Annotated in this window: 25 protein-coding genes; 9 read left to right on the forward strand and 16 right to left on the reverse strand. The window is 66.6% G+C overall.

Annotated features, from left to right (window positions below; all coding sequences use genetic code 11):
• Positions 1–7: 7 nt before the first annotated feature.
• The 12 genes from YWC_RS28820 to YWC_RS0108810 form a co-directional block, all read right to left on the reverse strand.
• Positions 8–601: a hypothetical protein gene (locus YWC_RS28820; protein WP_051306336.1), complete on the reverse strand. Its 594-nt coding sequence runs from the start codon at positions 599–601 to the stop codon at positions 8–10.
• Between the two features lie 15 nt (positions 602–616).
• A complete protein-coding gene (locus tag YWC_RS0108760) occupies positions 617–1,207 on the reverse strand; it encodes a sugar transferase (RefSeq protein WP_027865028.1) in 591 nt (196 codons plus the stop codon).
• Complete coding sequence (locus tag YWC_RS0108765; protein WP_084416363.1) at positions 1,204–2,412, reverse strand: DegT/DnrJ/EryC1/StrS family aminotransferase; 1,209 nt, start codon at positions 2,410–2,412, stop codon at positions 1,204–1,206. The genes YWC_RS0108760 and YWC_RS0108765 overlap by 4 nt, the downstream gene beginning before the upstream one ends.
• The gene (locus tag YWC_RS0108770; RefSeq protein ID WP_027865030.1) at positions 2,405–3,652 is read right to left on the reverse strand and encodes a glycosyltransferase family 4 protein; all 1,248 of its coding nucleotides are present in this window, start codon (positions 3,650–3,652) and stop codon (positions 2,405–2,407) included. The genes YWC_RS0108765 and YWC_RS0108770 overlap by 8 nt, the downstream gene beginning before the upstream one ends.
• Before the next feature lie 21 nt (positions 3,653–3,673).
• Entirely contained in the window at positions 3,674–4,471 is a 798-nt protein-coding gene (locus tag YWC_RS0108775; protein WP_027865031.1) for a polysaccharide deacetylase family protein, read from the reverse strand.
• Between the two features lie 7 nt (positions 4,472–4,478).
• Entirely contained in the window at positions 4,479–5,129 is a 651-nt protein-coding gene (locus tag YWC_RS0108780) for a hypothetical protein (protein ID WP_229413054.1), read from the reverse strand.
• A 132-nt stretch (positions 5,130–5,261) separates the two neighbouring features.
• Positions 5,262–6,428 carry a glycosyltransferase gene (locus tag YWC_RS28825; RefSeq protein WP_051306337.1) on the reverse strand — a complete coding sequence of 389 codons (1,167 nt, stop codon included), beginning with the start codon at positions 6,426–6,428 and terminating at the stop codon, positions 5,262–5,264.
• Positions 6,429–6,543: 115 nt separating this feature from the next.
• Positions 6,544–7,704 (reverse strand): DegT/DnrJ/EryC1/StrS family aminotransferase, encoded by a 1,161-nt coding sequence (locus YWC_RS28830; protein ID WP_051306338.1) that lies wholly within the window; start codon positions 7,702–7,704, stop codon positions 6,544–6,546.
• A gap of 10 nt (positions 7,705–7,714) precedes the next feature.
• Complete coding sequence (locus YWC_RS0108795; RefSeq protein WP_027865033.1) at positions 7,715–8,323, reverse strand: acyltransferase; 609 nt, start codon at positions 8,321–8,323, stop codon at positions 7,715–7,717.
• A 2-nt stretch (positions 8,324–8,325) separates the two neighbouring features.
• Positions 8,326–9,387, reverse strand: coding sequence for a Gfo/Idh/MocA family protein (locus YWC_RS0108800; protein ID WP_027865034.1), 1,062 nt, complete (start codon positions 9,385–9,387; stop codon positions 8,326–8,328).
• 82 nt (positions 9,388–9,469) lie between these two features.
• Positions 9,470–10,798, reverse strand: a complete 1,329-nt coding sequence (locus tag YWC_RS0108805; protein WP_036213769.1) for a nucleotide sugar dehydrogenase — start codon at positions 10,796–10,798, stop codon at positions 9,470–9,472.
• A gap of 35 nt (positions 10,799–10,833) precedes the next feature.
• Positions 10,834–12,465, reverse strand: coding sequence for a polysaccharide biosynthesis protein (locus tag YWC_RS0108810; RefSeq protein ID WP_371846163.1), 1,632 nt, complete (start codon positions 12,463–12,465; stop codon positions 10,834–10,836).
• On the opposite strand from YWC_RS0108810, the gene YWC_RS34170 reads away from it, so the two are divergent.
• Complete coding sequence (locus tag YWC_RS34170) at positions 12,428–12,817, forward strand: hypothetical protein (RefSeq protein ID WP_371846165.1); 390 nt, start codon at positions 12,428–12,430, stop codon at positions 12,815–12,817. The genes YWC_RS0108810 and YWC_RS34170 overlap by 38 nt on opposite strands.
• A gap of 397 nt (positions 12,818–13,214) precedes the next feature.
• On the opposite strand, the gene YWC_RS0108815 is transcribed toward YWC_RS34170, so the two are convergent.
• Positions 13,215–14,189: an N-acetylmuramoyl-L-alanine amidase-like domain-containing protein gene (locus tag YWC_RS0108815; protein ID WP_169728100.1), complete on the reverse strand. Its 975-nt coding sequence runs from the start codon at positions 14,187–14,189 to the stop codon at positions 13,215–13,217.
• 247 nt (positions 14,190–14,436) lie between these two features.
• Here YWC_RS0108815 and YWC_RS0108820 point away from each other — a divergent pair, with 247 nt between their 5' ends.
• The 7 genes from YWC_RS0108820 to YWC_RS0108855 all read left to right on the forward strand — a co-directional run bounded on the left by YWC_RS0108820 (position 14,437) and on the right by YWC_RS0108855 (position 21,163).
• Positions 14,437–17,400 (forward strand): TonB-dependent receptor, encoded by a 2,964-nt coding sequence (locus YWC_RS0108820; RefSeq protein ID WP_027865038.1) that lies wholly within the window; start codon positions 14,437–14,439, stop codon positions 17,398–17,400.
• A 290-nt stretch (positions 17,401–17,690) separates the two neighbouring features.
• Positions 17,691–17,852 (forward strand): hypothetical protein, encoded by a 162-nt coding sequence (locus YWC_RS33315; RefSeq protein WP_169728101.1) that lies wholly within the window; start codon positions 17,691–17,693, stop codon positions 17,850–17,852.
• A gap of 45 nt (positions 17,853–17,897) precedes the next feature.
• Positions 17,898–18,071 (forward strand): hypothetical protein, encoded by a 174-nt coding sequence (locus tag YWC_RS33320; RefSeq protein WP_169728102.1) that lies wholly within the window; start codon positions 17,898–17,900, stop codon positions 18,069–18,071.
• A 206-nt stretch (positions 18,072–18,277) separates the two neighbouring features.
• Positions 18,278–18,670: a LiaF transmembrane domain-containing protein gene (locus YWC_RS0108840; protein ID WP_027865039.1), complete on the forward strand. Its 393-nt coding sequence runs from the start codon at positions 18,278–18,280 to the stop codon at positions 18,668–18,670.
• Complete coding sequence (locus YWC_RS0108845; protein WP_027865040.1) at positions 18,660–19,370, forward strand: LiaI-LiaF-like domain-containing protein; 711 nt, start codon at positions 18,660–18,662, stop codon at positions 19,368–19,370. The genes YWC_RS0108840 and YWC_RS0108845 overlap by 11 nt, the downstream gene beginning before the upstream one ends.
• Positions 19,370–20,431: a sensor histidine kinase gene (locus YWC_RS0108850; RefSeq protein ID WP_027865041.1), complete on the forward strand. Its 1,062-nt coding sequence runs from the start codon at positions 19,370–19,372 to the stop codon at positions 20,429–20,431. Before YWC_RS0108845 ends, YWC_RS0108850 begins: the two co-directional genes overlap by 1 nt.
• A 3-nt stretch (positions 20,432–20,434) precedes the next feature.
• Entirely contained in the window at positions 20,435–21,163 is a 729-nt protein-coding gene (locus tag YWC_RS0108855; protein ID WP_027865042.1) for a LytR/AlgR family response regulator transcription factor, read from the forward strand.
• Here the strand turns inward: YWC_RS0108855 and YWC_RS0108860 are convergent.
• The 3 genes from YWC_RS0108860 to YWC_RS31535 form a co-directional block, all read right to left on the reverse strand.
• A complete protein-coding gene (locus tag YWC_RS0108860) occupies positions 21,160–23,421 on the reverse strand; it encodes an ATP-dependent DNA helicase (protein WP_051306350.1) in 2,262 nt (753 codons plus the stop codon). The genes YWC_RS0108855 and YWC_RS0108860 overlap by 4 nt on opposite strands.
• Complete coding sequence (locus tag YWC_RS0108865; RefSeq protein WP_027865044.1) at positions 23,418–25,061, reverse strand: VRR-NUC domain-containing protein; 1,644 nt, start codon at positions 25,059–25,061, stop codon at positions 23,418–23,420. Before YWC_RS0108865 ends, YWC_RS0108860 begins: the two co-directional genes overlap by 4 nt.
• 112 nt (positions 25,062–25,173) lie before the next feature.
• Positions 25,174–25,995 carry a hypothetical protein gene (locus YWC_RS31535; RefSeq protein ID WP_027865045.1) on the reverse strand — a complete coding sequence of 274 codons (822 nt, stop codon included), beginning with the start codon at positions 25,993–25,995 and terminating at the stop codon, positions 25,174–25,176.
• A 92-nt stretch (positions 25,996–26,087) separates the two neighbouring features.
• On the opposite strand from YWC_RS31535, the gene YWC_RS0108875 reads away from it, so the two are divergent.
• Positions 26,088–26,930 (forward strand): M15 family metallopeptidase, encoded by an 843-nt coding sequence (locus YWC_RS0108875; RefSeq protein ID WP_027865046.1) that lies wholly within the window; start codon positions 26,088–26,090, stop codon positions 26,928–26,930.
• Positions 26,931–26,964: the final 34 nt, after the last annotated feature.

Consider the following 26,964-nt stretch of genomic DNA (forward strand, 5'->3'; position numbering starts at 1 on the left):
AAAATTGCTAGCCGCATGTGTCCCAGGAATAAGGATGCGCCTTGCCGGACAGCGCCAGCGCGACCTTGATCATCCAGTAACCGACATGCGCTGATTGCATCAGCGAGGCCGACGCGAAGAACAGCAGCACCGCGCACCAGGCTGCGACCGGGCCCGGTACGACGCCGTGCGGTTCGGCCTGGTACACGGTGCCGAGGCTGGCGCAGGCCCCGAGCAGCCAGCCGGCGGCCGCCTCCGCGACCGCATGCTCGTCGTGCCGGACCAGCGCGACGGCCATCACGAGCCCCAGCGCCAGCCCGGCGCCGGCGGCCGCCAGGCCGGCGCGGCGTCCGGCCGGACGGCACAGCAGGTAGCCGAGCACCGGGTACACCGCGGTCACGCCCGCCGCATGGCCGCTGAACGCCTTGAAATCGAGCACCGCAATGTCGATGCCCCAGCCCATGTAGGCGATCTTGCTGCCGCCGACGAGCGCGATGGTCCCCCCGTACAGGAGCGTCCAGGCGGCCGCGGCGCGCCAGGCGCGGGCGGCCAGCAGCCAGGCGCCGGCCGCCACGGCCAGCGGCAGCGTCAGTTCGATGTCGCCGAGGTGCAGCAGCTGCATCGCAAGCCCACCGCTTCAGCGCACGATGGCGGCCAGCGTGTGCGCCAGGATGCGCACATCGCCCCAGAACGTGCGTTCCCGTACGTAGCGCACGTAATAGTCGAGCTTGACCGGCAGCACGGCTTCGACGTAGGCACGTTCAGGATCGGCTGAGCGCGCCAGGATCGCGTTCTCGTCCTTGTAGCGGATGGCGGCCCAGTCGGTAATGCCGGGTGCGACCGACAGCACCAGGCGCCGCTGCTCGGGCGGATAGCAGTCGACGTAGCGCGGCACTTCCGGACGCGGCCCTACCAGGCTCATGCTGCCTTGGACGACGTTCCACAGCTGGGGCAGTTCATCGAGCTTGTAGTGGCGCAGGAAGCGGCCGGCGCGGGTCACGCGCGGATCCGCGCCGACGGTCAGCTGGGGGCCGTCCACGGGACGCTGGCGCATGGTGCGGAACTTGTAGATCGTGAATAGCCGGCCGCCGCGGCCGACACGCTGCTGGCGGTACAGCACCGGCCCCGGCGAATCGAGCCAGATCCAGAGTGCGATCAGGAGCAGCATGGGGGCCAGCAGGAGCAGGCCCGCGCTCGCGCCCAGCAGGTCGAAGGCCCGCTTGCTCATGACAGCAGCTCGTGCAGCGCCGCGACCACCCGGTCCTGGTCGGCGTCCAGCATGCGGGTGTACAGCGGCAGCGAGATCATGGTTTCGTAGCTGGCCTCGGCGACCGGGAAGGCTTCGGGATTCAGGCCGCAGCTGTCGCGCCAGTAGGGCTGGCGGTGGAGGGGAATAAAGTGCACGCTGGTGCCGATGCCGCGTTCCGCCAGTTCGTTGATGAGCGCGTCGCGGTCGATGGGGGCGCCGTCCTGCAGCCGGACCACGTACAGGTGCCAGGCATGGGTGCTGCCGAATGCAGGATGCGCCGGCAACTGCAGCGGCAGCCCGGCCAGGGCTTCGTCGTAGCGGTGCGCCAGCCAGCTGCGGCGCTGCTGGAAGCGGTCGATCTTGCGCAGCTGCTCGATGCCGATCGCCGAGGCGATGTCGGTCAGGTTGTACTTGAAGCCGGCCGCGACCACCTCGTAGAACCAGGCCGGCACCCGCGAGGTGTAGCGGTCGAAGGCGTCGCGGTTGATGCCATGCAGGCGCATGGTGCGCATGCGTGCGGCCAGCTCGGCATCGCGGGTGACCACCATGCCGCCTTCGCCGGTGGTCATGGTCTTGTTGGCATAGAAGCTGAAGACGGTGATGTCGCTGTCGAGGGTGCCTACCAGCCTGCCGTCGAGCCGGGTGGGGAAGGCGTGCGCGGCGTCTTCGATGACGCGCAGGCCATGGCGCGCGGCCAGCGCCAGGATGGCGTCCATGTCGCAGGCCAGGCCGGCATAGTGCACCGGCATCACGGCGCGGGTGCGCGGGGTGATCGCCGCGGCGACGGCGGACGGCGAGATGTTCAGGGTGACGGGATCGACGTCCACCAGCACCGGACGGGCGCCGAGGTAGCGCACGACTTCGGCGGTGGCGGTGAAGGTCATGGTGGGGACGATGACCTCGTCGCCCGGACCGATGCCCACGCTCTCGAGCGCCAGGTGCAGGCCGGCGGTGGCGGAATTGACCGAGATCGCCTGCACGTCGCCGCCCAGGTAGGACTGGAATTCCTGTTCGAAGCGGCGCGTGGTCGGCCCCGTCGTCACCCAGCCGGAACGCAGGCAGGTTTCGACGGCACGGATTTCTTCGTCGCCGATGTCGGGTAGCGCAAAGGGGAGGAAGGTCCGCGGAATGTTGTCGAGCGGATCAGGGTTCGATTGCGCGACAGCCTGTGCCTGTTCAGCCATGGGAAACCTCGTGTGCGAAAGTGGTCAGGAAGCGTTGTCCGAGGACGGGATAAGTCAGGTTGGCCAGGGCGTGGGCGCGGCCGCGCTCGCCCAGCGCGCGCCGTTCGCTTCTGGACAGGGCCAGCAGGGACGCCAGGCCGTCGGCGACAGCGCGCGGATTCTCCGGCGCCACGGTCAGGCCGCAACCCGCCTCCAGCACCGGGTCGTTGCCGGCTTCCACCGCGTGCAGCACCGGGCAGCCGCCCATCATGTAGTCGATCAGTTTGTTCGGCGCGATGCCGAAGCGGTACAGGGGCTGGCGTTGCCAGCCGAGGTAGGCGATGTCGATCAGCGCCATCAGGGCCGGGATCTGGGCCTTCGGGATGGGCGGCGCGAAATACAGGTCCGCAAGGCCGAGCTCGCGTGCGCGCCGCTCGAGCCGGGCCTTCTCGGGCCCATCGCCCACCAGCACGAAGGCCAGCGGCTTGTCCTTGAGGAGGGCGGCGGCATCGAGCAGGGTGTCGAGCGCATTCGCCAGCCCGTGGCTGCCGGCGTAGCCGACCACCGTGCGGCCCTGGGCGCGCAGGCCGGCGAGCAGGGCGTCGAGTTCCTCGGGCAGGGCCGGCGGCGCGACCAGCCATTCGCTTGGGTCGGTGCCGTTCGGGATCACGTGCAGCTTGTGCGGCGCCATGCCGCGCGCCTCGAGATGCTCTCGCACCTTGGGCAGGATCGATACGACCGTATCGGCGTGGCGGCAGGCGTAGTCCTCGGCCGCCTGCAGCAGCCGGATGAAGGGATGGTGGCGCGAGAAGCCGCCCAGTTCCATCGGCGACAGCGGCCACAGGTCATGCACCTCGTGCAGCAGGCGCGCCCGGGCGAGGCGTGCGATCCGGTGCGCCGGCCAGATGTCGAGCGGATAGGTGCTGGAGGCGATCACGACCTGCGGCGCCACTTCGCGCACCAGCGCGGGCGCTTCACGCCACAGGCGCGCCACGAAAGCGGCCATGTTGCGCACCCGCGCCAGGCCGTTGCCGTGGTAGGGCGGCGTGGCGAACCAGGTGTAGTCGATGCCGTCGATGGTTTCGTCGCGCCGGCTGCGTCCCGCCATGCCTGGGGCGCGGGCGCGCACGTGGGCGTGGCTGGCCGCCACGATCCGTACCCGGTGCCCGAGCCGCACCCACTCGCGTGCGAGGTAGTAGGGCCGGTATTCCATGCCGTGGTGGACCGAGCCGGCGTAGTGGTTGATCAGGAGGATGTTCATGGTGGTGTCGGGAAATGCGTCTCAGGCGCGCCAGGCCATTTCTTCGACCAGCCGGCGCACGTTGCAGCGCGTGCTTTCGACCCAGTTGGTTTCCCACTGCACCGGGTGGGTGAGCAGGCAGATGTGCTGGTACTTCCCGAGCGCGTCGAACGGCGACAGCGGGTAGTAGTAGACCGGGTGCTTGCGGTCGCTGATGTAGAGGTCGAAGCAGCGCAGCAGCTCGGCATCGTAGGATTCGCATTCGATGCCGCAGCGGCGGCGCAATGCGTCGTCGCGCAGGAGCTCGTGGTTGATGACCTTCAGGCGGCGGTTGGCGAAATCGCCGTGGCTCGCCACCGTCGTGAGGGGCAAACCTAGGCGCTCGACGATCCGGCTGACGTTGCGGGCGAACAGTTCGCGGATTTCGGGAAAGCGCTGGCGCACCGCCTCGGCACTGCGCAGGCGGTGGCGCTTGGCGAAATCTGCCACTTCTTCGTAGTGGTAGCTGGCCTCGCTGCCGGCGGCCTCGATCTCGCGCATGAAACCGTAGTCCAGTGTGCAGAGCCGGAAGTAATAGCTCGCACGGACGCCATGGCGCGATTCGATGGCGAACATCTTCTTGGCGGTACGCAGGTCGCTGTCGATGTCGTGCCGGTGCACGAAGCTGCGCGGCATGGGATGGCCCTGGGCGCGGTCCTTGTCATGCGACTGGCGGAAGAATTCGCGCACCGACAGCTGGGCATAGCCGGCGCTGGAGACCTCGCGCACGAGGGTGTCGTATTCGCCGAGCCGGCTCGGCATCAGGTAGTCCGCGTAGACGCGGTTGAGCATGGCGTTCATTGCGGGCTCATTGCAAGTGATAGCTGGCGCGGTAAGGGCGGAAGCCCAGGATGGTCTTGAAGTTGCGGAGCCCGGGCTGGGCGCCGAAGAACGTGTCGTACATGACGTAGCGGACCTTGCCGGCGTCGATCAGCCGGCAGATCGCTTCGCTTAGAAGCAGGTGCATGATGCCGTCGTTATTGCGGATTCCCATCATTTGGGAAAACGAGGCGAAATTCCCGTAAACGCCCAGGGTGGCATAGGCGACGAGTTTTCCTTGCGGGCTCAACACGCCCCAATAATGGAAATGTTGTCGACGATCGAAACGCTCCTGCTTTTCCAGGTAGTGCCCGTCCATTTTCCGGCCTTGCCGGACATCGAGGCTGGTATTGATCTCGTGGATATCGTCGACATAATCGTTACGATCGATTTCGCGCACCACATACCCACGGCTGCGGGCCCGCTTGGCGTGATAGCCGCCCTGGTTCTTGCCCTTGATGTGGTCCAGGTAGGCGTCGCGGTTCGGAAAAGGCGCCAGGTCGACCAGGGCGGCGCCAATGGTTTTATGGCGGATGATCTTGAAACGCGGATGTGGTTTCGTGTAATTGCGATACGTCGCCTTGATATCGACCGGATCGATCTGCTGCGAGAAATAGAGCCGCGCACGCGGCAGTTTCATTACCTCGAGAAACGTATTGTAGTGTTGCAAGAACATAGACGCTCTCATATTTCTTTGATAACTAGACAATACGGCCGATGCTGCCGGTCCTTTTTAACCTACGATAAAACCCTGGCTTTGGAATCAATCGATTCAGCGAATTGGATGGGCGGATAGATTGCTTTTTTTAAACAGTTTTTTTCGATGCGGACGGGGAGACTGCAAATCGGCATAAAACGCGATTAATTTGGCTTCTTCGTTTTCCCAGTTGTAGTGGGCGAGGACGGCGTGGCGGCCGTTGGCGCCCATGGCGCGCGCCTGGCGCGGATGGCTGGCAAGGTGGTCGATCGCGGCTGCGATCGCCGCCGGGTCGCGCGGATCGACGCACAGGCCGCAGCGGCTGCCCTCGACGATGTCGCGCCAGAGCGGGAAGTCGGAAGCGATCACCGGGATGCCCGCAGCCATGTATTCGAACATCTTGACCGGCAGGGCGTCACGGTAGCTGGCGGTCGGCAGCAGGGTGACCAGGCCGGCGAAGGCGCGCCCCATGACGCCGGCGATCCCGACCCGGTCGAGGTGGCCGAGCGCATCGACACGGCGCCAGCCGGGGTGGCGCCTGACCTCGGCCTCCAGCTCGGCCTCGGCAAAGCTGCCGGCCAATGCCAGCCGCGCCGGCGAGCGCAGCAGGGCGCATGCCTGGACCAGCTCGCGAACGCCGCGGATCGCGGAGATGCTGCCGACGTAGCAGAAACTGTCACGCACCGGGGCGTCCGATGCCGGCCCCATGAACTCCTCGGCGCGCGGATAGTTGTTGACGTCCACCACCAGGGCATTGTGCGCGGCCAGGCGATCGCGGATGGTCGGGGTCGCCGCCAGCACCCCGTCGAAGCGGCGCAGCGCGCCGGCTTCGAGCATGCCGTAGGCGCGCGACAGCAGGCGTGCGCTGCGCGGCGACAGGTAGGGCTTGTCGAGCAGCTGGTTGGGCACGTCCTCGTGGGCGTCGAACACCACTTTGCGGCCGCCGAGGACGAGGCGCAGGCCGACCGGAATCAGCTCGGGATCGTGCAGCTGGTAGACCTCGGCATCGAGCGCCAGCGCCGCCCGGCCGACCCGGCGGGTGGCGAGCAGCATGCGTTCGCGCCGGCCGGAAGGGCGTCCGACATCGACGATCCGGATGCCGTCGCGGCAGGCGTCGCCGAGGCCGTCGGCCACGACCAGGGAAACCTCATGCCCGTGGCTGGCGAGGCTGCGGCACTGCTTCACGAAGATCCGCGTATCGAAACGCGGATGTGCCGAGCTCAGGTGCACGATGCGTGCCATGTTTCCTCACATACGAAAAAGGCGCGCAGGCGCTTGCGCCAGGACGGCGGCACGGGCAGGGGGCGCGGCGTCGCGAGGATCGGCCTGCCGCACCCCGGCCTCATGCGCCCGACTTTCATGCCGCCTTGTCGCCGGCCTGCTCGGCAACGCGTTCGTCCCGCAGCTGCGCCATTCCGTCGGCCAGCGCCTGCACCACGCGGTGCGCGCTCGGGCGGTCGAGGTAGGGCCCCATCGGCAGGCTCAGCACTTCGTGCGCCAGGCTGGCCGCCACCGGGCAGCCGCCCGGGCTGGCCCACTGTGCATAGGCCGGCTGGCGGTCGATCGGCACCGGGTAGTGCACCGCGGTCGGGATGCCGGCCGCGTGCAGGACTTCCTGCAGCCGTACGCGCCGGGGCACCAGGACCGTGTACTGTGCATACACGCTGGTCCGGTCTGGCCGGCAGCCGACCGGCTCGAGCATATTATCGGGCTCACCCGCGAGCGTGCTCGCGAGCATGTCGTCGTAGCAGGCGGCGGCGCGCTGGCGTTGCTCGATTTCCCATTCGAAACGCTCGAGCTTGGCCAGCACGATGGCGCACTGCAGGGTGTCCATGCGGCCGCCCACGCCGATGCGGGTATGCACGTAGCGGCGCGACTGCCCGTGCACGCGGATTTCGCGCATGGCGGCGGCCAGGGCGTCGTCGCTGGTGAAGATGGCGCCGCCGTCGCCATAGCAGCCGAGCGGCTTGCTGGGGAAGAAGCTGGTGCAGCCGATGGTCGACAGGTTGCAGCTCCTGCGGCCGCGGTAGGTGGCGCCGAAACTCTGGGCCGCATCTTCGATCACGGCCAGGCCGTGGCGCTCGGCGATGGCGTTGATCTCGCCCATGTCGGCCGGCTGGCCGTACAGCGATACCGGAATGATGGCGCGGGTGCGCGGCGTGATGCGCGCCTCGAGCAGGCGGTGGTCGAGGTTGCAAGTGCCGGCCTCGACGTCCACGAACACCGGGGTCGCGCCCAGCAGCACGATCGCTTCGGCGGTGGCGATGAAGGAAAACGGCGTGGTGATGACTTCGTCGCCGGGCTTGATGCCGAGCGCCATCAGCGAGATCACCAGGGCCTCGGTGCCGGAAGACACGGTGATGCAGTGGCGTGCGCCAGTAAAGCCGGCGAGGCGGCCTTCCAGTTCGGCCACTTCCGGCCCCATGATGTACTGGCCGTGCTCGAGGACCGCCCCGATGCGTGCGTTGATCAGCTCGCGGGAAGCGAGGTATTGCGACTTGAGGTCGATGAAATCCATGGGGTCCTCGTCAGGGTTGGAGGGCGGCGCGTTCGAGGTGGCAGGCCCCGTCGTGCAGCACGTACAGGTCGCCGGTGTGGGGGCAGCGGGCTTCGGCTTCGACCTTGCCCCCGGCGGCGGGCAGGGGAAGGTCGAGGCGTTCGCCGAACCGGCTGATCCAGCCGATCTGGCGCGCCGGCACCCCGGCCACCAGGGCAAACGCGGGCACGTCGCGGTTGACGACGGCCCCGGCCGCAACGAAGGCGTATTCGCCGACCGTGACGCCGCACACGATGGTGGCATTGGCGCCGATGGTGGCGCCGCGCCGCACCAGGGTGCGCCGGTATTCGTGCTTGCGGGGCACCGCCGCGCGCGGGTTGTAGACGTTGGTGAACACCATGCTCGGGCCACAGAACACTTCGTCTTCGAGCGTGACGGCGTCATAGATCGAGACATTGTTCTGGACCTTGACCTGGTTGCCGAGCACGACGTCGTTGCCGACATACACGTTCTGGCCCAGCGAGCAGTCTTCGCCGACACGGGCGCCGGCGCAGACGTGGGCGAAGTGCCAGACCCGGGTGCCGTCGCCGAGGGCGGCGCCGTGGTCGACGATGGCGCTGGAATGAATAACGATGGCCATGATCAATACTCCAGCGGCAGGGCGATGCGTTTGCCGTCGCGCGCCGAACGGTAGGCCGCCACCAGCACCTCGAGCGACTTCAGGCCTTCGCGCCCGTCGGTTTCCGGCTCGGCCTCGCCGCGCAGCACCTTGATCACGTTGTCGTAGTAGAGCGGGTGGCCGAAGCCGTAGACCGAGGTGGTCTGGTAGCTGGCTTCCTTGACGCGTTCATCGTCCGGATCGGGCGTGGCGAATTCCCACTGCTGCACCTCGTTGACGGCGACGCCGCCGATGCGTGCGGTGCCGTGCTCGCCGAGGATGGTGATCGAGCCTTCCATGTTGTGCGGGTAGGTCAGCATGGTGACGTTCATCGAACCGAGCGCGCCGTTGCGCCAGCGCACACTGATGACGCCGGTATCCTCGACCTCGATGTCGCGCGCCAGGGTGGCGGTATAGGCCTGCAGGCTCTCCACCGGGCCGACGATCCAGTCGATCAGGTCGACGTAGTGGCTGGCCTGGTTCATGAAGGCGCCGCCGTCGAATTCCCAGGTGCCGCGCCATTTGGCGCTGTTGTAATACTCGTCCGGGCGGGTCCAGAACACGTTCAGGTTGACCATGTAGATGCGCCCGAAGCGTTTCTTTTCCACTGCGCTCTTGAGCAGCTGCAGGGTGGCGTTGCGGCGGTTCTGCTTGACGACGAACAGGCGCACCCCCGCGGCGTCGGCCGCCGCGACCATGGCCTTGCCGTCTTCCCAGCGCGTGGCCATCGGCTTTTCGGTGATGACGTGGCGGCCGGCGCGCGCCACCTGGATCGCCTGCTGGGGGTGCAGCCCGGACGGGGTGCAGAGCACGAAGGCGTCCGCTTCGCACTCGGCCAGCATGCGGTCCAGGCTGCGCCAGGCGCGGGCGCCGGTGGCGCCTGCCGCGCTGTCGAGGGCGCGCGGGTCGACGTCGCACACCCCGACCAGTTCGGCACGGTCATGGTGTTCGCGGATGGCATTCATGTGGTTCTTCGCTATGCGGCCGCAGCCGACCAGGGCGAAGCGGATCTTGCGGTCGAGGATGGCAGGGGGGTAGGAACGCATCGTGTTCTCCGGCTTGTTCGGTGTGTGGTTGCCTTGATTCCGTGACGTGGGGCTGTTGCTGGCCTGGTGCTGCGGGCGAGCCTCAGGCCTTGACGACGTTCGGCAAGCGTTCGATGTAGACGCCGCGGGTGTCGACGATCAGGTTGGCGTACTGGCGCACCAGCTCGTAGTCGAAGGCGCTGTGGGCGGTGGCCACCAGCACCACGTCGTAGGAGGCGATCGCGTTCGGGCTCAGGGGAACGCTGGAGAGCTCGAAGCGGTGCTCGCGCATGCGCGGGAAGACCGGCACGTGCGGGTCGGAGTAGTCGACGGTGGCGCCCTTGCGTCGCAGGATCTCCATCAGGGCCACCGAGGGCGACTCGCGCATGTCCTCGACGTCTTTCTTGTAGGCGATGCCGAGCACCAGCACGCGGCTGCCCATGATCGAACGCCCGCGCTCGTTCAGGGCGTCGGCCACCTTGCTGATCACCCAGTGCGGCATGTCGCTGTTGATCTCGCCGGCCAGTTCGATGAAGCGGGTGTGGACGCCGTATTCGCGCGCCTTCCAGGTAAGGTAGAAAGGGTCGATCGGGATGCAGTGTCCGCCCAGGCCGGGGCCCGGATAGTAGGGCGTGAAGCCGAAGGGCTTGGTGGCGGCGGCGCGGATCACCTCGTGGATGTCGATGCCCATGCGGTCGGCGATGATCTTCATCTCGTTGACCAGGCCGATGTTGACGGCGCGGTGGATGTTCTCGAGCAGCTTGGTCAGTTCGGCCGCGCGGGTCGAGCTGACCGGGACCACGCGGTCCACCGCGGCCCGGTACAGGGCCAGGCCGGCTTCCAGGCATTCCGGGGTGGAGCCGCCGCACACCTTCGGAATGGTGCGGGTCTGGAAATGCGGGTTGCCCGGGTCTTCGCGCTCGGGCGAGAACACCAGGAACAGGTCGCGCCCGACGGTGAAGCCGCGCGACTCCAGGCGCGGGCGCAGTTCTTCCTCGGTGGTGCCGGGATAGGTGGTGCTCTCCAACGACACCACCTGGCCTTCGCGCACATAGGGCAGCAGGGCGCCGACGGTACCGAGCACATAGGACAGGTCGGGCTCGCGGAAGGCGTTCAGCGGGGTCGGTACGCAGATGATCAGGGCGTCGGCCTCGCCGGCGCGGGTGAAGTCGGCGGTGGCTTCGAAGCCGAGCTCGCGCGCCGAGCCGATCGCCCTGGCGTCGATGTGCTTGATGTAGCTCTCCCCGCGGTTCAGGCGTTCGACCTTTTCGGTATCGATGTCGATGCCCAGCACCTTGAAGCCTTGCGCCGCATAGCAGAGGGTCAAGGGCAGGCCGACGTAGCCGAGGCCGACAATGCCGATGACGGCGGTACGGTCCTGCAGCTTGGCCAGCAGCTGCTCCAGGTGAGGGGAGGTGTTCTCGTCGCGCATGTGTTTCCTCGTCGGTGACAGTGGGGGGTACGGGTTCAGATCCGGAACGGCACGAACTTCTTGATCAGGCTCGGCGCTTGGGTATCCGCCACCAGGGGCGGCGCCGTCACCGGCGAGGTGGGCACGTATTCGGCGACGATGGCCTTGACCATCGATTCGATCGTGCCGCGCTCGTGGGTTTCGCAGGCCATCATCAGGCAGGTGATGCAGGTTTCCAGCACACTGGGGCGCAGCGCGCTTTCCTTCATGCGCATGATGCGTGGGTGCTCGCTCGGGAAGACGGTGCCCTCGGTGAGCAGTTCCTCGTGCAGCTTTTCGCCGGGGAACAGGCCAACGAACTGGACCTCGATGTCGCCGCGCGGGTTCTGCGGCGACCGTTCGGTGAGCCCGGACATGGCGATCATGGTGCGGGCCAGGTCGACGATCTTGACCGGCTCGCCCATGTCGAGCACGAACACGTCGCCGCCCTTGGCCATGGCGCCGGCCTGGATCACCAGCTGGGCCGCCTCGGCGATCAGCATGAAATAGCGCGACACCTCGGGGTGGGTGATGGTCAGCGGGCCGCCGCGGGCGATCTGGCGCTGGAACAGGGGGATGACAGAGCCGGACGAACCGAGCACGTTGCCGAAGCGGACCATGCAGAAGGTCGTGTGGGCGCCGTGGCGTACGGCCGCCGCCTGGAAGATCAGCTCGGCGATGCGCTTGCTGGCGCCCATGATGTTCGTCGGGCGTACCGCCTTGTCGCTCGAGATCAGCACGCAGGTTTCGACCTTGTGCTGGGCCGCGGCGCTGGCCACGACCTGGGCGCCGATCACGTTGTTGCGCAGCCCTTCGACGATATTGGCCTCGACCAGGGGCACGTGCTTGTAGGCGGCGGCGTGGTAGATGGTGTTGACCTTGCCGTCGCGCAGGACGCGCTCGACCAGTTCGCTGTTGCAGACCGAACCCAGGTGGGCGTGGATGGCCAGCCCCGGGAAGCGCGCGGCCAGCTCCTGGCGGATGGTGTAGAGCGCGTACTCGGAGTGGTCGAGCAGGTGCAGCTCTAGCGGGGTCAGCGTGACGATCTGGCGGCACAGCTCGCTGCCGATCGACCCGCCGGCGCCGGTGACGAGCACGCTCTTGCCGCGGACGCAGCGGGCGAACAGGTCGAGCCGCGGCGGCACCGGGGCTCGCCCGAGCAGGTCCTCGAACTTGAGTTCGCGGATCGTGCCTTGCGCCGGCGGCCGGTCGTCGGCCAGGTCGACCAGGCGGCTCAGGATCTTGACCGGTACCCCGGCCTGGCCGAGGCGCTGCATGATGTCGCGCAGGCGCTCCGGCGACACCGAGGGCAGGGCGATCACGATCGTGCGGATGCCCTGCGAAGCCACCAGCTCGGCCAGGCGAGCGGTATTGAACACGCGCAGGCCGGCGATGGTGCGTTCGTTCAGGGCGCGCTTGTCGTCGAAGAAGCAGACCGGACGGTATTCGTCGCTGTGGCGCATCGCCTGCACCAGGCGCGCACCGGCATCGCCGGCGCCGTAGACGGCCACCGCATCGGATGCGCCGGCGCGCCGCCCGCCGTGGGCGCGCAGCAGGTTTCGCAGGCCGATACGGGAAATGACGACATACGAGAAAACCACGAACCAGTAAATGGCCAGCGCGCTGCGCGGAAAGCGCGGCTCGTTCATGATGATTAATACGACATACACGCACAAAATGGCGAATGCGAGTGCGGCGCCGGTAAAACTCAATAAACGCTGGTCGATGAAACGAATAACCGCCCGGTATAAATCAGATACCGAAAATGCGGCAATGGTGACCACGGCCACCAGCGCATACGACGCGGGACCAAAATTCTGTGCAAGCTGTAAATCGCCACCCCGTAATATCATCGCGATCAGAAAACAGACCGGCAATGCCAGGAGGTCGCAGCCCACCATCAGGGCGATTTTACTGGTGCGGCTCATCGACACCATCCGTACGCAAAGCTGGCTGAAAAGATCGGATCTGAAATTGGACATGGCAATCCGCTGCGGTTAGGAATTAATGAAAGCCTAGAGAAACTCGGGCGCGGCAATGCATAAAACGAGATAATCCGGTCATTATCCAGAAAGGAAACAAGTAAATAAAAAGAAGTTTTGTAAATTTATTATCAGGCGGCTACTACTAATGGAGTTTGACCTGACTCAACGGCGGCAAGTGAATTAATTCGAAAAGACTTGAAAATGAAAATAGGAAATGAAAATAGGAAATAAATCACCTATTTCATTTCCATTGATTATTTAATTGATGAGCGGAACTGCTGAGCAGACAGGGGCGTGCGCAGGCCACGCGGACGGTCGCCGGCGCGGCAGAAAGAGGAGGGGAAGGGACGACGCGCCGGCAAGGCGGCGCGTCGGAAAGGGCGGAAGCGCCGCCGGCCGGGCCGGCAGCGGGTTCAGGCGCCCGGGCGGCCCGGGCGCGGTTGCGGTGCCATAAGCGGCACCGTGATCTGCTCGTTCAGGCGCAGGAACTTGAAGCCGGCCAGCACCTGGCCAGGCTTGCCCTCGCGCGCATTTCGGGCCTCGCGCTCGGCGGCGCGGGCAATGAAGGAGTCGAACGTCTCTTCGCGCACCTGCGGCGCCTGCGAGTGCAGGAAGCGCCGCTCGCCGTCCGGGCCCAGCACCACCAGGCCGACGTGCGAGGCCCAGTATTCGCCGTTGCGGGTCGAGATCACGTTCACGAAGTCGCCTTCCTGCAGCTGGGCGGCGATCGCCGCCACGCCTTCCTTGGGCACGTAGGCCTGGCGGCTGCTCTCGACCGGGATGTCGCGCACTGTGTTGTGGCGGGTCCGCAGGAAGCGTGCGCGGTCCACCGTCATCGCATACGAGGGGCCGCCTGGTCCGGCCAGCTCGGCGCTGACGTCGGTCACCAGCCAGCGGTTGGCCACGTTCCAGTCCATCTCGGTGTAGTGGTTGCGGGTGGCCACGCCGATCACGCCGTCGCGGTAGCGGATCCGCTGCAGCATCCAGAAGAATTCTTCCCAGGACTGCGACAGGGCCATCGCGTAGGTGTGTTCGGCGAAGACCACGCAGTCGCTTTCCTTCAGGCTGAACAGCGGCAGGTCGTCGTGTACCTCATACGGAAACTCGCCCAGCAGGTGCAGCGAATACGGCTGCCCGAGGTTCTTGCGGCCGATCGCGGCGATCCGCTTGCGCAAGTCGGGTTCGGCCGTGTGGATGTGGGCGATATAGCGGCCCGCTTCCTGCGGCGTCATCTGGTAGATCTGCTTCTGCAGCACGGCGGCCAGCGGCAGCTCGGCTGCCGGCGTGCCCGGCTTGGCGGAAGACTGCGGAGTCGGAGGAGCGCTGGCGCAGCCGGCGAGGGCGGCGCCGGCAAGCAGCAGGCTGCTGAGGCGGATGGCAATAGGCATTTGCAAAAAAGAGACACTTAAGACGATGAAGGTGCAGCCACGCTACTCCTGCGCCCGCGTAAAAGGGAATGAAATTTTGTTCATTCACTATAACTTCATCGACGTTCGAATATGTACATTCCTGGAAGTTATATAAAGGCGAACACAAGTGATTATTCATCAAGCTTGACATCATCAATACTCCCGACCATGGCAGAAAGTTGCCTACCAGTTGCATACCAATAGCTATAATCTCAGGAGAGACGTCATGTTCAAGCAGAAGCCGCTCGCAGCGGCCGTTTCGTTGGCCGTTTGGAGTCTGGCCGCCGCGTCCGCCGTCGCGCAGGACGCACCGTCGGGACAAATCCAGACCGTCGAGGTCACCGGTATTCGCGCCTCGATGGCCAAGTCGCTGGCCGTCAAGCGCGATTCTTCCGCCAACGTCGAGGTGATCACCGCCGAAGACGTGGGCAAGATGCCGGACAAGAACCTGGCAGACTCGCTGCAGCGTCTCGCCGGCGTGGCCGTGCGCACCGACTACGACGAGGCCGAAAAAGTCGCGATGCGCGGCTCCAACCCGGACCATACCCTGATCCTGTTCAACGGTCACACCGTCTCGGGCGGCGACTGGTACTTCGCCGACCAGCTCTCGAGCAGCCGTTCGACCAGCCTGTCGCTGATGCCTTCGACGGTCCTGAACCAGGCTGTCGTCTACAAGACCTCGCAGGCCAACATCGTCGACGGCGGCATGGCCGGCACCATCAACGTGTCCACCCGCAAGCCGCTGGCGCAGAAGGAGCGCCTGACCGGCGTCGTCAACCTCGGCGCCGTGTACTCGCAGCTGCCGAGCAAGGCCGCGCACGACACCAACGCCTCGATCAACTGGAAGAACGAGTCGAACACCTTCGGCTTCATCCTGCAGGGCTTCGCCGAGAAGCGCCACTCGCGCCGCGATTCGGCTTCGCGCTTCGCCTACTCGGGCGGCAGCGGCTGGGATGTGATCAACACCAGCACCATGAAGGGCATCACCGACGAATCCCTGGCCGGCACCGGCTACAAGGCCTCGGACCTGGAAGGCGTGCGCATCCCGGGTTCGATGAGCATGGAATACGTGGAAGGCGTGCGTGACCGCAAGGGCGGCATGTTCTCGGCGCAGTTCAAGCCGAACAACGACCTCGACATGACCATGACCGGCTTCCATTCGGAGATGAAGGCGAATAACTTCGGCCGCCTGAATGCCGGCGCCATGTTCAGCATGCTGCGCGGCCTGGGCGGGGCGCAGGGCGTCGCCACGCCGACCGACTCGAACGGCCAGCGCGTCTACGCGCAGATCAAGAACCCGGTGATCGTCACCGAGCGCACCATGTACGGCCACGAGCTGAAGGTGCTGAAGGCGGCCGACATCGTCTACCCGGCCGGCACCACCCCGCAGTACATCGGCGAGACCGAAGGCGCCTACCGCGACGGCGCCAAGGCCAGCAGCGCCTTCCTCGACCTCGACGTGAAATACCGCGTCAGCCCGGACCTGACGGTCAAGGCGCTGCTGTCGGCCACCAAGGGCGTCGGCGAGACCGCGCTCGACCAGGGCCTGACCTATACCCGCTACGGCACCGGCGTGTCCTATGCGCTGGGCAGCCTGTACGACGCCCCGTTCGTCAAGTGGTATGGTACCGGCCCGAACGTCCCGGGCCGCAACGCCGACGGCAGCGGCTACGTGCTGACCGGCCGCGCCGCCTCGGGCGTGACCACCAACGACCGCGAGAAGAGCATCAACCTTGATGCCGAGTACAAGCTCGACACGACCTACGTCAAGTCGCTCGAGTTCGGCGTGCGCCACGCCGACCACCGCCGCGACAGCGCCCGCCGCTTCCCGCAGCTGCGCAGTGGCGACCTGAACGCCAACGCACCAACCGGCGCCTTCAACTTCCAGCCGATCCCGGCGGACTTCGGCGCCGACCTGGACGGCCCGGCAGGCTGGGACAACACCAGCTGGACCCTGACTCCGGACGCGCTGAAGGCCTATTTCGCGGCCAACTACAAGCCGACCAACTCGGAATGGGAGCGCCGCGTCTCGACCGAACTCGACATGCGCGAGCGCCAGAGCTCCGGCTACCTGATGGCCAACCTGGAAGGCGAACGCTGGTCGGGTAACGTGGGCCTGCGCTACGTGCGCACCCAGGTCAACGCCAACGTGCCGTCGCCGCTCCCGGCAGGCACCTGCCCGCGCACCGAACCGGGCAAGCCGGCGACCACCTGCGCCGCCGTCCCAGGCGCGATCACCACCGCCAGCGACGGCGTGCAGTACTACGACGGCGTGCCGTTCAATCCGCTCGCCGGCGTGATGTACTTCAAGCAGGCCAAGGAAAGCAAGTTCAACAACCTGCTGCCGAGCCTGAACCTGCGCTACGAGCTGACCAAGGACCAGATCCTGCGCTTCGGCGCCAGCAAGACCATCTCGCGCCAGAACTACAACATCCTGGGCGCCGGCTACGGTTCGCCGGCCTGCACCGACGGCTTCTGCCAAGTCACCGGCCCGAACCCGAACCTGGAGCCGCTGTTCGCGAAGAACCTGGACCTTTCGTACGCCTGGTACTTCGCGCGTCGTTCGATGGTGGGCGTGAACCTGTTCGCCTCGAACATCACCGGCTATCCGAAGACCGGCGTGGCCGGCCAGGACACCGTGCAGCTGCTCGACCCGCGTGACAACGTCATCAAGAACTTCGCGGTGAACTCGGCCTCGCAGCAGGGTGCGCGCATCCGCGGCATCGAGCTGATGTACGAGCAGCCGTTCGGCAGTACGCCGTTCGGCTTCACCTCGAACGTCAGCCGTGCCAAGACCGAAGTGGATGACGGCCGTCCGATGGTGGGCGCCTCCGAGTATGCGGCCAACCTGGGCGTGTACTTCGAGAACGACACCGTGTCGGCGCGACTGGTCGCCAACTACCGCAGCGAGTACGTCAACACCTCGACCGCGCCGGCGCCGAACGCCAACAGCCAGGGCCTGTCGACCATCAACGGCATCCTGATGCCGGTGGCGCCGACCATGGCCGCGCCGGTGACCACGCTGGCCTTCAACGCGAGCTACAACCTGCGTCCGGACCTGGTGCTCTCGTTCGATGCGACCAACCTGACCAACGTGAAGCGCGCCTACTACCGCTACAGCGAAGCGGAGCAGCAGAAGCTGGACGTCTCTGGCCGCATCTTCTACCTGAATCTGAAGTACCGCTTCTGATTCCGGCCTAGTCTGATCAAAGGGGAGCTTCGGCTCCCCTTTTTTTATCCGCGGCGCCGCGGGCTTCCACTGGGGCCCGCCGCCCTGTAGGAGACGGCCTATCGAACAATGTGCGGCACCTAACGGTGGGTCCGGCAGCCCATCGTTATCATGGGAACCGTCTGAGTGAGGCACCTGTGCGACAAGCGCACGGTACCGACAGCTCAACAGGTTAGCCGGTCGCCTCGAGGACCGGCACCAATTTCGGGCCACGCCCCAGGCGTCGGCCCCCAACGGAAGTGGAGGTCGCCATGTCCGAGATCAAGCAGCCACCCAAGCACCTGGTTCGTGAATACCTCGAGCGCCGTGCGCGGGACAGCGCACCACCGCCGACGCCGGAGGAAATCCGCCGCCAGCTCGGCTGGGGAATGCTGATGCCCTCCGATCTCAAGATGGGGACCAACCGCTCCTGATCCCGCGCCGCGCCGCGGCTCACCACCGTCCACCAGGAGACACTCATGACCAGAAAGATCGGCAGCAAACACGAGGCACAACACCGCGGCAAGAAGGAGCGCCAGGAGATCCGCCGTACCAACATCGCGCGCGAAGCCGTCAAGATGGCCGAAGCCCGCGCCAAGTACCGCAACCAGGTCAAGGGCCGCCCGCAGATGGACCTGTCGGCATCGGCCTGAGTTTTACCGAAGCAGTTTGCCCAACTGGCCCGCCTCCTCACAGGCGGGCTTTTTTTCGCCTCGCCATTCGCCCGCCGCGCCGCCGTCCGCCGAATACTTCGCCATTCACCGCCGCCATACCGCCATTCACCGAAAGGCGCTTCCACTGCATGTTGCTGTTCCGGTATCGTGTGTCCATACAGTCCACACACGAGGAGTCACGCATCATGCATACCGAAGAAGCGTACCGCTGGCGCAAGCAGGCCGTCCTGGGCCTGGTCCTGATCGCCGTCGGCACCATCATCCTGCTAGACCGCATGTACTACATCGACGCCGGCGCCTACTGGCGCTACTGGCCAATGCTGCTGGTCGTGGTCGGCATCACCCAGACCATCGGCTATCCGAGCCCGCGCGAATTCGGCAGCGGCCTGTGGATGGTCTTCATCGGCCTGTGGCTGTTCGCCTGCTTCAACCATGTATTCGGCCTGACTTTCGGTAACAGCTGGCCACTGTTCATCCTGGCCTGGGGCGTGGAACTGGTGTTCCAGCCACTGGTCGCCCGCCGTTTCGCCCAGCAGCAGTCGGCCCTCAAGGGAATGGAGCATCAACATGAAGGATAATTTCCAGTCGAAGGGCGTCACCAGCCAGGTCGTGCTCGGCCTGCTCGTGATCCTGATGGGCCTGTTGTTTCTGCTCGATAACCTCGACCTCATCGAGATCCGTCGCGTCCTGACGTTCTGGCCGATGGTGTTCATCATCGCCGGCACCGTGAAGCTGTGCGACACCCAGAGCCGCAACGGCCAGCTGCTGGGCGGCGGCCTGATCGGGCTCGGCGTCCTGATGATCCTGGACCGGATGGACATCATCGACTTCAACATCCGTACCCTGTGGCCGCTGTTCCTGATCGGCGCCGGCGCCTTTGTGCTGTACAAGGCCCTGGATGCGCGCCGTTCCGGATCGACGGCGTCGCTGAAGGACGGGGCCGGTCCGGGAAGCGACGTGGTCGACGTGGCCGCCATCCTGGGCGGATTCGAACGCCGCGTCACGACGCAGAACTTCCGCGGCGGCGAGATCACGGCGGTGATGGGCGGCTGCTCGCTCGACATGCGCACCGCCTCGATCCAGGACGAAGCCGTGATCAACGTGTTCGCGTTCTGGGGCGGCGTCACGCTCAAGTGCCCGCCCGACTGGACCGTCGTGCTGCAGGGCACCCCGATCATGGGCGGTTTCGAGGAAAAGACCGCGACCCCGCCGCACAGCCAGAAGCGCCTGATCATCCGCGGCTACGCGATCATGGGCGGCGTCGAGGTACGCAACTGATGGTGCTGGCGCGGCGCGGCAGCGCGCTCTACCTGCTGGCCTGGCTGATGCTGGGCCTGTTGCTGGCAGGGCTGATCAATGCCGCCACCGGCGCGGGGGCCGGCGCCAGCCTGCTGTTCGCGCTGCCGCTCACGCTGTTCTACGCGGTCGCCTGCGGTTTCTCCAGCTACTACCTGTGCCGCGCCTTTCCGCTGGCGCAGCGTCCACTCGGGGCGGTGCTCTCGGTATTCTTTTTCAGCGGCCTGAGCGCGGCGCTGCTGTGGTGCGCGGCGGGCAGTGCCTGGGCTGCCGTGTGCCGGCTGCTGCTGGACGAAGGCGAAGCGGTCGGGTTCACCCGGCCGTTCGCGGCCTTGATGCTGGGGATCGGGATGCTGCTGTACTGGATGACGGCGGTGGCGCAGCTGCTGGCGCTGGAATTCGAGCGCGCGCGCCGCGCCGAGACGCGCGAGCTGGAATCGCGCCTGCTGGCGCAGGACGCGGAGCTGCGCATGCTGCGCACCCAGATCGATCCGCACTTCCTGTTCAACAGCCTGAACTCGATCAGCGCGCTGACGGCGATCGACCCGGGCCGGGCGCGCGACATGACCCTGCAACTGGCGGGCTTCTTCCGCCAGACGCTCGGACTGGAAGCGCACCGCAAGGTGCGCCTGCGTGAGGAGCTGGTGCTGGTCGAGCGCTTCCTGGCGATCGAAGGGGTACGCTTCGGCCCGCGCCTGCGCTTCGAGCACAGTGTGGGCGAGGGTGCGCAGGAATGCCTGCTGCCGCCGATGATCCTGCAGCCGCTGGTGGAGAACGCGGTCAAGCACGGGATCGGCGGACTGCTTGAAGGAGGTAGCATACGCCTGCTTGCCGAGCGCTCCGGTTCGCTGTTGCGGATCCGGGTTGAAAACGATGCGGACCCGGATGAAACGGGAACGAAGGAAGGCAAGGGCATCGGCCTGGTGAACGTGCGCCAGCGCCTGGCGGCGGCCTATGGCAGGGACGGCAGCGTGCACTGGGCACGCGAGGACAATCTATTCCGGGTGGAGTTGGTGCTGCCCGCGGAGACGGAGGAGAAGTAAGCGATGCGAGTACTGATCGTCGACGACGAACACCTGGCGCGCGCGCTGCTGCGCGAATACCTGGCCGGCCATCCGGACATCGAGGTCGTGGGCGAATGCGCGAACGGCTTCGAGGCCGTCAAGGCCATCGGCGAGCTCGATCCGGAGCTGGTCTTCCTCGACATCCAGATGCCCAAGCTGGACGGCTTCGAGGTGGTGGAACTGGCCGGCAGCAAGCCAACCTATATTTTCGCCACCGCCTACGACCAGTACGCGCTGAAGGCCTTCGAGGTGCACGCGATCGACTACCTGCTCAAGCCCTTCAGCCGCGAGCGGCTGGGGCAGGCGCTGGACCATGCGCGCAGCCGCCGGCCGCAGCCGCAGCAGCTGGAGGCGGTGGTGCAGGATGCCGCCCAGCGGCGCGGCTACCTGGAGCGGGTCCTGATCAAGGACGGGGCGCGGGTGCACGTGGTGCCAAGCAGCAGCATCGACTACATCGAGGCGCAGGACGACTACGTGCAGGTGACGGCGGGAGGCAAGGCCTGGCTGAAGAACCAGCGCCTGTCCGAACTCGAGGCCCAGCTCGACCCGCAGGTATTCATCCGCATCCACCGCTCCTACATCGCCAACCTCGGATCGATTGCGCGTATCGAACCGGCCAGCAAGGACAACCATTGCGCCGTGCTGAAGGATGGGACGAAACTGCCGATCAGCCGCAGCGGATACCAGAAGCTGCGCGAGATGATGCGCTAGGGCGCGGCAGCGTCCACTTCCCACCAGGCCGGCAGCAGGGCGCGCACCTCCGGACGACCAAAGCGGTCGTCGATCAGCCAGACCACGCCACGGTCCGTCTCGGTGCGAATCACGCGCCCGGCGGCCTGGACCACCTTCTGCATGCCGGGATAGAGATAGGTGTAGTCGTAGCCGGCCCCGAACATCGCCTGCATCCGCTCGCGCAGCTGCTCGTTCACCGGGTTCACCTGGGGCAGGCCGAGCGTGGCGACGAAAGCCCCGATCAGGCGCTCGCCCGGCAGGTCGATGCCTTCGCCGAAGGAGCCGCCCAATACCGCGAAGCCGACGCCGCGTCCGCCAGGGGTAAAGCGTTCGAGGAAGGCGGCGCGTTCCGGCTCGCTCATGCGCCGCTCCTGGCGCCAGCTGGGGACCTCCGGATGGCGTGCCTGGAGTTCCTCCAGCACCTGCTCCAGGTAATCGAAGCTGCTGAAGAAGGCCAGGTAGTTGCCGGGACGTTCGACATACTGGCGCGCGATCAGGTCCGCGATCGGCCGCAGCGAGGCAGCGCGACGCTGGTAGCGGGTCGAGATGCCGCCCGCGACGTGGACCTCGAGCTGGCTGGCGGAAAACGGCGAGGCGACGTCGGCCCAGGCGGTGTCAAGCGGCATGCCGAGCAGGTCGCAGAAGTAGTGCCAGGGACTGAGGGTGGCCGAGAACAGCGTCACCGAGCGGGCCAGCGCGAAGCGCGGCGCCAGGAAGGGCGCCGGCACCACGTTGCGGATGCTGATGGTCGAATCCTTGATGCCGGCACGCGCCAGGTCGCACAGCGAATGCTCGCCGAAGGATTCGGCCAGGCGCAGGAAGGCCAGGGCGTCGAAATGGAAGCGCTGCAGTTCCGGGTCGAGCGGACCGGGGACCTCCACCAGGAAGTCGTTCACGGTGCTGGTGGCGTTCTGCAGCGCGTCCAGCAGCCTGGCCGGCACCTCGGGCAGGACCTGGTAGGGCGCGGAGGGTAGCGGCGCCTCCTTGTCGACGCCGCTCCAGGCGCGGCCCACCCGCTCCAGGGCCTTCTTGACCACCCCAGGGGCGTTGGCGCGCGCGGCGCGCAGCTGGCCGCGCTCCAGTTCCACGCTGTACATCGCGCGGGCACGCGACACCATGTTGTGGGCTTCGTCGACCAGCACGCTGGTCTTCCAGCCACGTTCCAGCGCCAGCGCGTAGAGCATGGCGCTGCCGTCGAAGTAATAGTTGTAGTCGCCAACCACCATGTCGGCCCAGCGCGCCATTTCGCTGCCGAGGTAGTAGGGGCAGACGGCATGGGCAAGGCCCACTTCGCGCAGGGCGTCGCGGTCCAGCAGGGCCACCCGGGCGGCGGCTGCACGCGCGGCCGGGAGGCGGTCGTAGAAACCCTTCGCCAGCGGGCAGGCGTCGCCCTGGCAGGCCTTGTCCGGATGCTCGCAGGCCTTGTCGCGCGCCGTCAGTTCGAGCACGCGCAGCGGCACTGTGGCGCCGGCGCCGAGGCTGGCGGCGGCATCGAGCGCAAGGCGCCGGCCCGGGGTCTTGGCCGCCAAGAAGAAGACCTTGTCGATGCCCTCTTGCGGCATCGCCCTCAGCACGGGGAACAGGCTGCCGACGGTCTTGCCGATGCCGGTCGGCGCTTGCGCCAGCAGGCAGCGCCCGCTGATGTTGGCGCGGTAGACGTCTTCCGCCAGCTGGCGCTGGCCGGGGCGGAAATCCGTATGCGGAAAGCGCAGTGCGCCCAGTGCCGCATCGCGCGCCGTGCGGTGCGCCGCTTCGCTGGCCGCCCAGTTCGAGAAGCGTTCGCAGAGTTCGGTGAACAGGGCAGCAAGCTCTTGCGCGCTCCGGGTTTCGCGCAGCACGGTTTCCTGGCCGCTGCCGATGTCGTAGTAGACCAGGGCAAGGTTGACGCTGTCCATCCCGAGCTGGCGGCACAGCAGGTGGCCGTAGACCCGCACTTGCGCCCAGTGCAGGTAGCGGTGGTTGTCGGGAATGGCGTCGAACTTGCCGCGGTGGGTCTTGATCTCTTCGATCAGGTTCTGGTCCGGGTCATAGCCGTCGGCGCGCCCGCGCACCTGCAGGTCGCCCCAGCTTCCTTCGAGCGATACCTCGGTGCGGTAGTTTTCGCCGCGCCGGCTTGTTACGACCGCATGGCCATTGATGCCTTCCTGGGCGGTGGGCGAGGGCGTGAAGCGCATGTCGAGGTCGCCCTGCTTGGCGGTGAACTCGCACAGGGCGCGTACCGCGACAGCGTAGCTCAAGCGGCCTGCTCCCACTGGAGGTAGCACACCGACACCGGCATTCCGTGCGTCGAACAGTAGTCGATCCAGCGCAGCTGGTTGTCCTGCAGGCGGTCGCCCGGCCCCTTCACCTCGATCATGGTGTAGCGGCCCTCAAGGGGCCAGAACTGGATCAGGTCGGGAAAGCCCGTGTGGTTGGCCCGGACGTCCGCCAGGATCCGTTCGCACCATTTGCGCAGGTGGTGCGGCGGGATGCAGGCCAGCGCCAGCTCCAGCAGTTCCTCGCTGAGTGTGCCCCAGTAGACGAAAGGCGAGGAGAAGCCCGCTTTCTCGCGGTAGTGGGCGCGGATGGTGTCGCGGTAGCTGCCGTCGTCCAGCCTGGCCAGGCAGGCATCGAACTCGGCCTTGCGGCGCAGGTGGAAGTCCGGGCTGTGCAGGTCGGCCGGGCCGCGGTGGAAGGGGTGGAAGAAGGCGCCGGGAATGGCGGCGAAGACCGCCGGCCAGCACAGCAGGCCGAACAGGGAGTTGGCCAGCGCGTTCTCGACGTAGAACACCGGCGCGTCTTCGCTGGCCAGGTGGTCGCGCACCACGCCCTCGACCCAGCGGTCCTCCACCGGCATGGGCAGGGACAGGTCGAGGCGCTCGACGAGCGGCTTGCGGGCCGGCAGCCTGGCATGCCCGAGGCGGCGCGCCAGGCGCGGCCCGATGCGCATCAATTGCTGGCGCTCGGCCTCGCTCTCCGGCGCGGCCTGGGCCACCTGGAGCAGCGCATAGGCTTCATCGAAGCGCTCGTGCTTTTCGAGCACGCGGATGGCGCGTCCGCGCGCGCCGAGGAAGCGGCAGCGCGCATAGACGGCGTAGGCATTGTCCCAATCCTTGAGCTTTTCAAAACCCTGGCCGATCTGGAACAGCAGCTTCTCGCGCCGGCTCACCAGCCAGTCGTTGTCGAACACATGGGCGGGCAGGTCGCGCAGCACTTCGTCGAGCGGCTCGCCGGCGTAGAAGCGCTCCTTGCAGGCGTGCAGGAGGATGTAATGCTCGACATCGGCGCGCGAGCGGAAACCGCGTGAGGCTTGCGAAATCTCAACCTGCTCGAAGCGGAACATGCCGAGGTCGGACAGCACGAATTCGGTCCAGTCCTGGGCCAGGTTACCGAAGAAAATCAGGCGCAGCCGGTCGCACAGCGGCTTGACCCCGATGCGCAAGGCGAGATCGGCACAGTCGCGGTACCACGCGGAGAACGCCCGGCTGTCGGGGAATTGCTCGCGCAGCGCTTCCAGCTGCTCGCCCTTGCGTGCGTTCCTGTGCGGCAGTTGCGGACCGAAGGCACCGGCGATCTCGGGCTTGGACAGCAGGTCGAACAGCTCGTCGAGCGAGATGACCGGGTCGGCCTCGACCCAGCCGGTGGCAAGCAGGTCGCGCGCGGCCTCGACCGGACAGCCGATCTCGGCATACACCAGCTTGCTGGCGCGGAACAGATTCCCCTTGCGCATGACCATGCGCACGAACAGGGCGCGCGCAGGCTGCGGCAGCGTGGGAAAGGCGGCAAGGAAGGCGAGCTCGTCGTCGACCAGCAGGTCGCGATAGCGCTCGCCGATCCAGTCGAGGACGCGCTGGAAATTATCCAGATAATAAAACTCGTTTTCCAGAACCCTGATCATGTCATGACGCCATACTGTGCTTTCGTACAGTATAGCGCCACGTGAGGGCAATAACCCAGCAGTAAGCCGCTTTTCGGCGGACTTTCAGCCCGGTTGCGGACTTTTCGCCACGCTACTGGCTGGGCGGGCGCGACTGGCAGGCATTGTTCGGGCACAGCAGCTCGGTCATTTGCGAGCCTTCGGGCGCGTGACCGTTGGCGTGCACGATGACGGCCGAGATCAGCGCGACGTCGGCATCGACCGGGGCTTCCGGACTCCTGGCCGGGTTCACGCCACGCGGGGCCTTCGCTGGGGCCGGCTTGACGGCGCTTTTCGCTACCACGACCTGCCTGGACTTCGCCGGTGCGGCCGCCGGGCGGGGAACCGGCCTGGTCTCGGCGGCCGCCGGCGCCGCTGGACGGGCAGGGGCACTCGCCTTCGCCACCGGTCGTGGGGGCACGGCCGCGGGAACGGGGGAGACCGGGGTGGCGCGTGGCGGCGCCATGGATTTTTCCGCGGCGGGCTTTTCCGGCGCCGATTTGAGCAGGCGCAGCGGCGGGACCGCCTCGGCCGGGGGCGCCTGGTCCACGATCAGCGCCGCGCCGGCCGGCTGCGTGTCGGGCGCGGCCGCCGCCGGGGCCATCGCGACCTGCAGGATCGTCGCCGCTCCCGCGGGACTGTCGCCCGGCACCGGGGCACTGCGCCGTGGTGCCTGCTCCGCTTCGGCCAGCACCGATTCCTGCACTTCGGGCCGCAGGCCGTCATTGTTGGCCGCCATCCAGATCAGTGTCCCGGTCAAGGCCAGCGCCAGCATCGCGCTGGCGCCGTACCACGCCAGCCGTATGCCCGAGGTGCCGGCCTTGCGCTTGCGCGCCGGCTCGCGTTCGAGCATCGCCAGGATGCTGTCCTCGCCGGAGGTCGCGGTGCGGCGAGGCGACATCAGGTTCGGACGCATGGACGGGGATTGATTTTCGTCTGTAGGCCGCACGGCATTACTCCTAAGATTGGTTCTCCCAGTTCTGATTAGAAACAATCTTGGAGGAAGCGATGCTGATTTTTCTCGCCCTTCTGTACTTTTGTCTGGCGACCGCTGCAATCTGGCTGGTTCTGTTTCCGAGCGGAAGGGCCCTTCTGGCGCGTGGGCTGTTCATGCTGCGCCAGCGCTGGTCCCGGCGCGCCCTCGGCTGGCAGATCGCCGGCAGCCGCTATGCGGGCACGGTGCGCGGCGAGCTTCCCCGGGATATCCGCGGCAGCATCCTGCGCTTCATCCGGCGCCACCGCATCGCCTGCGCGATCGGGATGCCGGCCATCCTGATTCCCTCGCTGCTGGCGCTGGCCCTGAGCAGCCCCGCCATGCTGCCGGTCTACGAAGGCGAGACGGCCGCGCCCGACGTCCAGGTGGCGGCCCTGCTGCAGGGCGAGCGCCTGGTGCCACCGGTGGCCCTGCCGCCGATGGCCTTTACCACCGCGGAAGTCGAGCTGGTGCGGCCGATGCTGGTGAACGCCAGCCGCAACTGGGGGCTGCTGCATCCGGATTTCAGCCACCGCCTGCTGCTGGCCTTCAAGATCATGAAGGAAAAGCACGGTTACGAAATGGCGCTGCTGGAAGGCTACCGCAGCCCGGCGCGCCAGGACGAGCTGGCAAGGGCCGGCAGCCACGTCACCAACGCGCGCGCTTTCCAGAGCTGGCACCAGTACGGCCTGGCCGCCGATTGCGCCTTCTGGCGCGACGGCAAGCTGGTGATCTCCGAAAAAGACCCCTGGGCCATGCGCGGCTACCAGTTGTACGGCCAGGTAGCCGAGCAGCTCGGCCTGACCTGGGGCGGACGCTGGAAGATGATGGATTTCGGCCACACCGAATTACGCATGCGCGGCGTCATGCAGCGCTAGAGCGTCTAACAATTCCCCCCATGGCCGCGTTGCA

Origin of the sequence: Massilia alkalitolerans DSM 17462, assembly GCF_000427785.1 — a bacterium.
Lineage (GTDB): Bacteria > Pseudomonadota > Gammaproteobacteria > Burkholderiales > Burkholderiaceae_D > Telluria > Telluria alkalitolerans.

Bases quoted from the DNA above. Each gene is read 5' to 3' on its own strand.
- YWC_RS28820 (WP_051306336.1), bottom strand. From the start codon at position 601: ATGCAGCTGCTGCACCTCGGCGACATCGAACTGACGCTGCCGCTGGCC.
- YWC_RS0108760 (WP_027865028.1), bottom strand. From the start codon at position 1,207: ATGAGCAAGCGGGCCTTCGACCTGCTGGGCGCGAGCGCGGGCCTGCTC.
- YWC_RS0108765 (WP_084416363.1), bottom strand. From the start codon at position 2,412: ATGGCTGAACAGGCACAGGCTGTCGCGCAATCGAACCCTGATCCGCTC.
- YWC_RS0108770 (WP_027865030.1), bottom strand. From the start codon at position 3,652: ATGAACATCCTCCTGATCAACCACTACGCCGGCTCGGTCCACCACGGC.
- YWC_RS0108775 (WP_027865031.1), bottom strand. From the start codon at position 4,471: ATGAACGCCATGCTCAACCGCGTCTACGCGGACTACCTGATGCCGAGC.
- YWC_RS0108780 (WP_229413054.1), bottom strand. From the start codon at position 5,129: ATGAAACTGCCGCGTGCGCGGCTCTATTTCTCGCAGCAGATCGATCCG.
- YWC_RS28825 (WP_051306337.1), bottom strand. From the start codon at position 6,428: ATGGCACGCATCGTGCACCTGAGCTCGGCACATCCGCGTTTCGATACG.
- YWC_RS28830 (WP_051306338.1), bottom strand. From the start codon at position 7,704: ATGGATTTCATCGACCTCAAGTCGCAATACCTCGCTTCCCGCGAGCTG.
- YWC_RS0108795 (WP_027865033.1), bottom strand. From the start codon at position 8,323: ATGGCCATCGTTATTCATTCCAGCGCCATCGTCGACCACGGCGCCGCC.
- YWC_RS0108800 (WP_027865034.1), bottom strand. From the start codon at position 9,387: ATGCGTTCCTACCCCCCTGCCATCCTCGACCGCAAGATCCGCTTCGCC.
- YWC_RS0108805 (WP_036213769.1), bottom strand. From the start codon at position 10,798: ATGCGCGACGAGAACACCTCCCCTCACCTGGAGCAGCTGCTGGCCAAG.
- YWC_RS34170 (WP_371846165.1), top strand. From the start codon at position 12,428: ATGGCCAGCGCGCTGCGCGGAAAGCGCGGCTCGTTCATGATGATTAAT.
- YWC_RS0108810 (WP_371846163.1), bottom strand. From the start codon at position 12,465: ATGAACGAGCCGCGCTTTCCGCGCAGCGCGCTGGCCATTTACTGGTTC.
- YWC_RS0108815 (WP_169728100.1), bottom strand. From the start codon at position 14,189: ATGCCTATTGCCATCCGCCTCAGCAGCCTGCTGCTTGCCGGCGCCGCC.
- YWC_RS0108820 (WP_027865038.1), top strand. From the start codon at position 14,437: ATGTTCAAGCAGAAGCCGCTCGCAGCGGCCGTTTCGTTGGCCGTTTGG.
- YWC_RS33315 (WP_169728101.1), top strand. From the start codon at position 17,691: ATGTCCGAGATCAAGCAGCCACCCAAGCACCTGGTTCGTGAATACCTC.
- YWC_RS33320 (WP_169728102.1), top strand. From the start codon at position 17,898: ATGACCAGAAAGATCGGCAGCAAACACGAGGCACAACACCGCGGCAAG.
- YWC_RS0108840 (WP_027865039.1), top strand. From the start codon at position 18,278: ATGCATACCGAAGAAGCGTACCGCTGGCGCAAGCAGGCCGTCCTGGGC.
- YWC_RS0108845 (WP_027865040.1), top strand. From the start codon at position 18,660: ATGAAGGATAATTTCCAGTCGAAGGGCGTCACCAGCCAGGTCGTGCTC.
- YWC_RS0108850 (WP_027865041.1), top strand. From the start codon at position 19,370: ATGGTGCTGGCGCGGCGCGGCAGCGCGCTCTACCTGCTGGCCTGGCTG.
- YWC_RS0108855 (WP_027865042.1), top strand. From the start codon at position 20,435: ATGCGAGTACTGATCGTCGACGACGAACACCTGGCGCGCGCGCTGCTG.
- YWC_RS0108865 (WP_027865044.1), bottom strand. From the start codon at position 25,061: ATGATCAGGGTTCTGGAAAACGAGTTTTATTATCTGGATAATTTCCAG.
- YWC_RS31535 (WP_027865045.1), bottom strand. From the start codon at position 25,995: ATGCGTCCGAACCTGATGTCGCCTCGCCGCACCGCGACCTCCGGCGAG.
- YWC_RS0108875 (WP_027865046.1), top strand. From the start codon at position 26,088: ATGCTGATTTTTCTCGCCCTTCTGTACTTTTGTCTGGCGACCGCTGCA.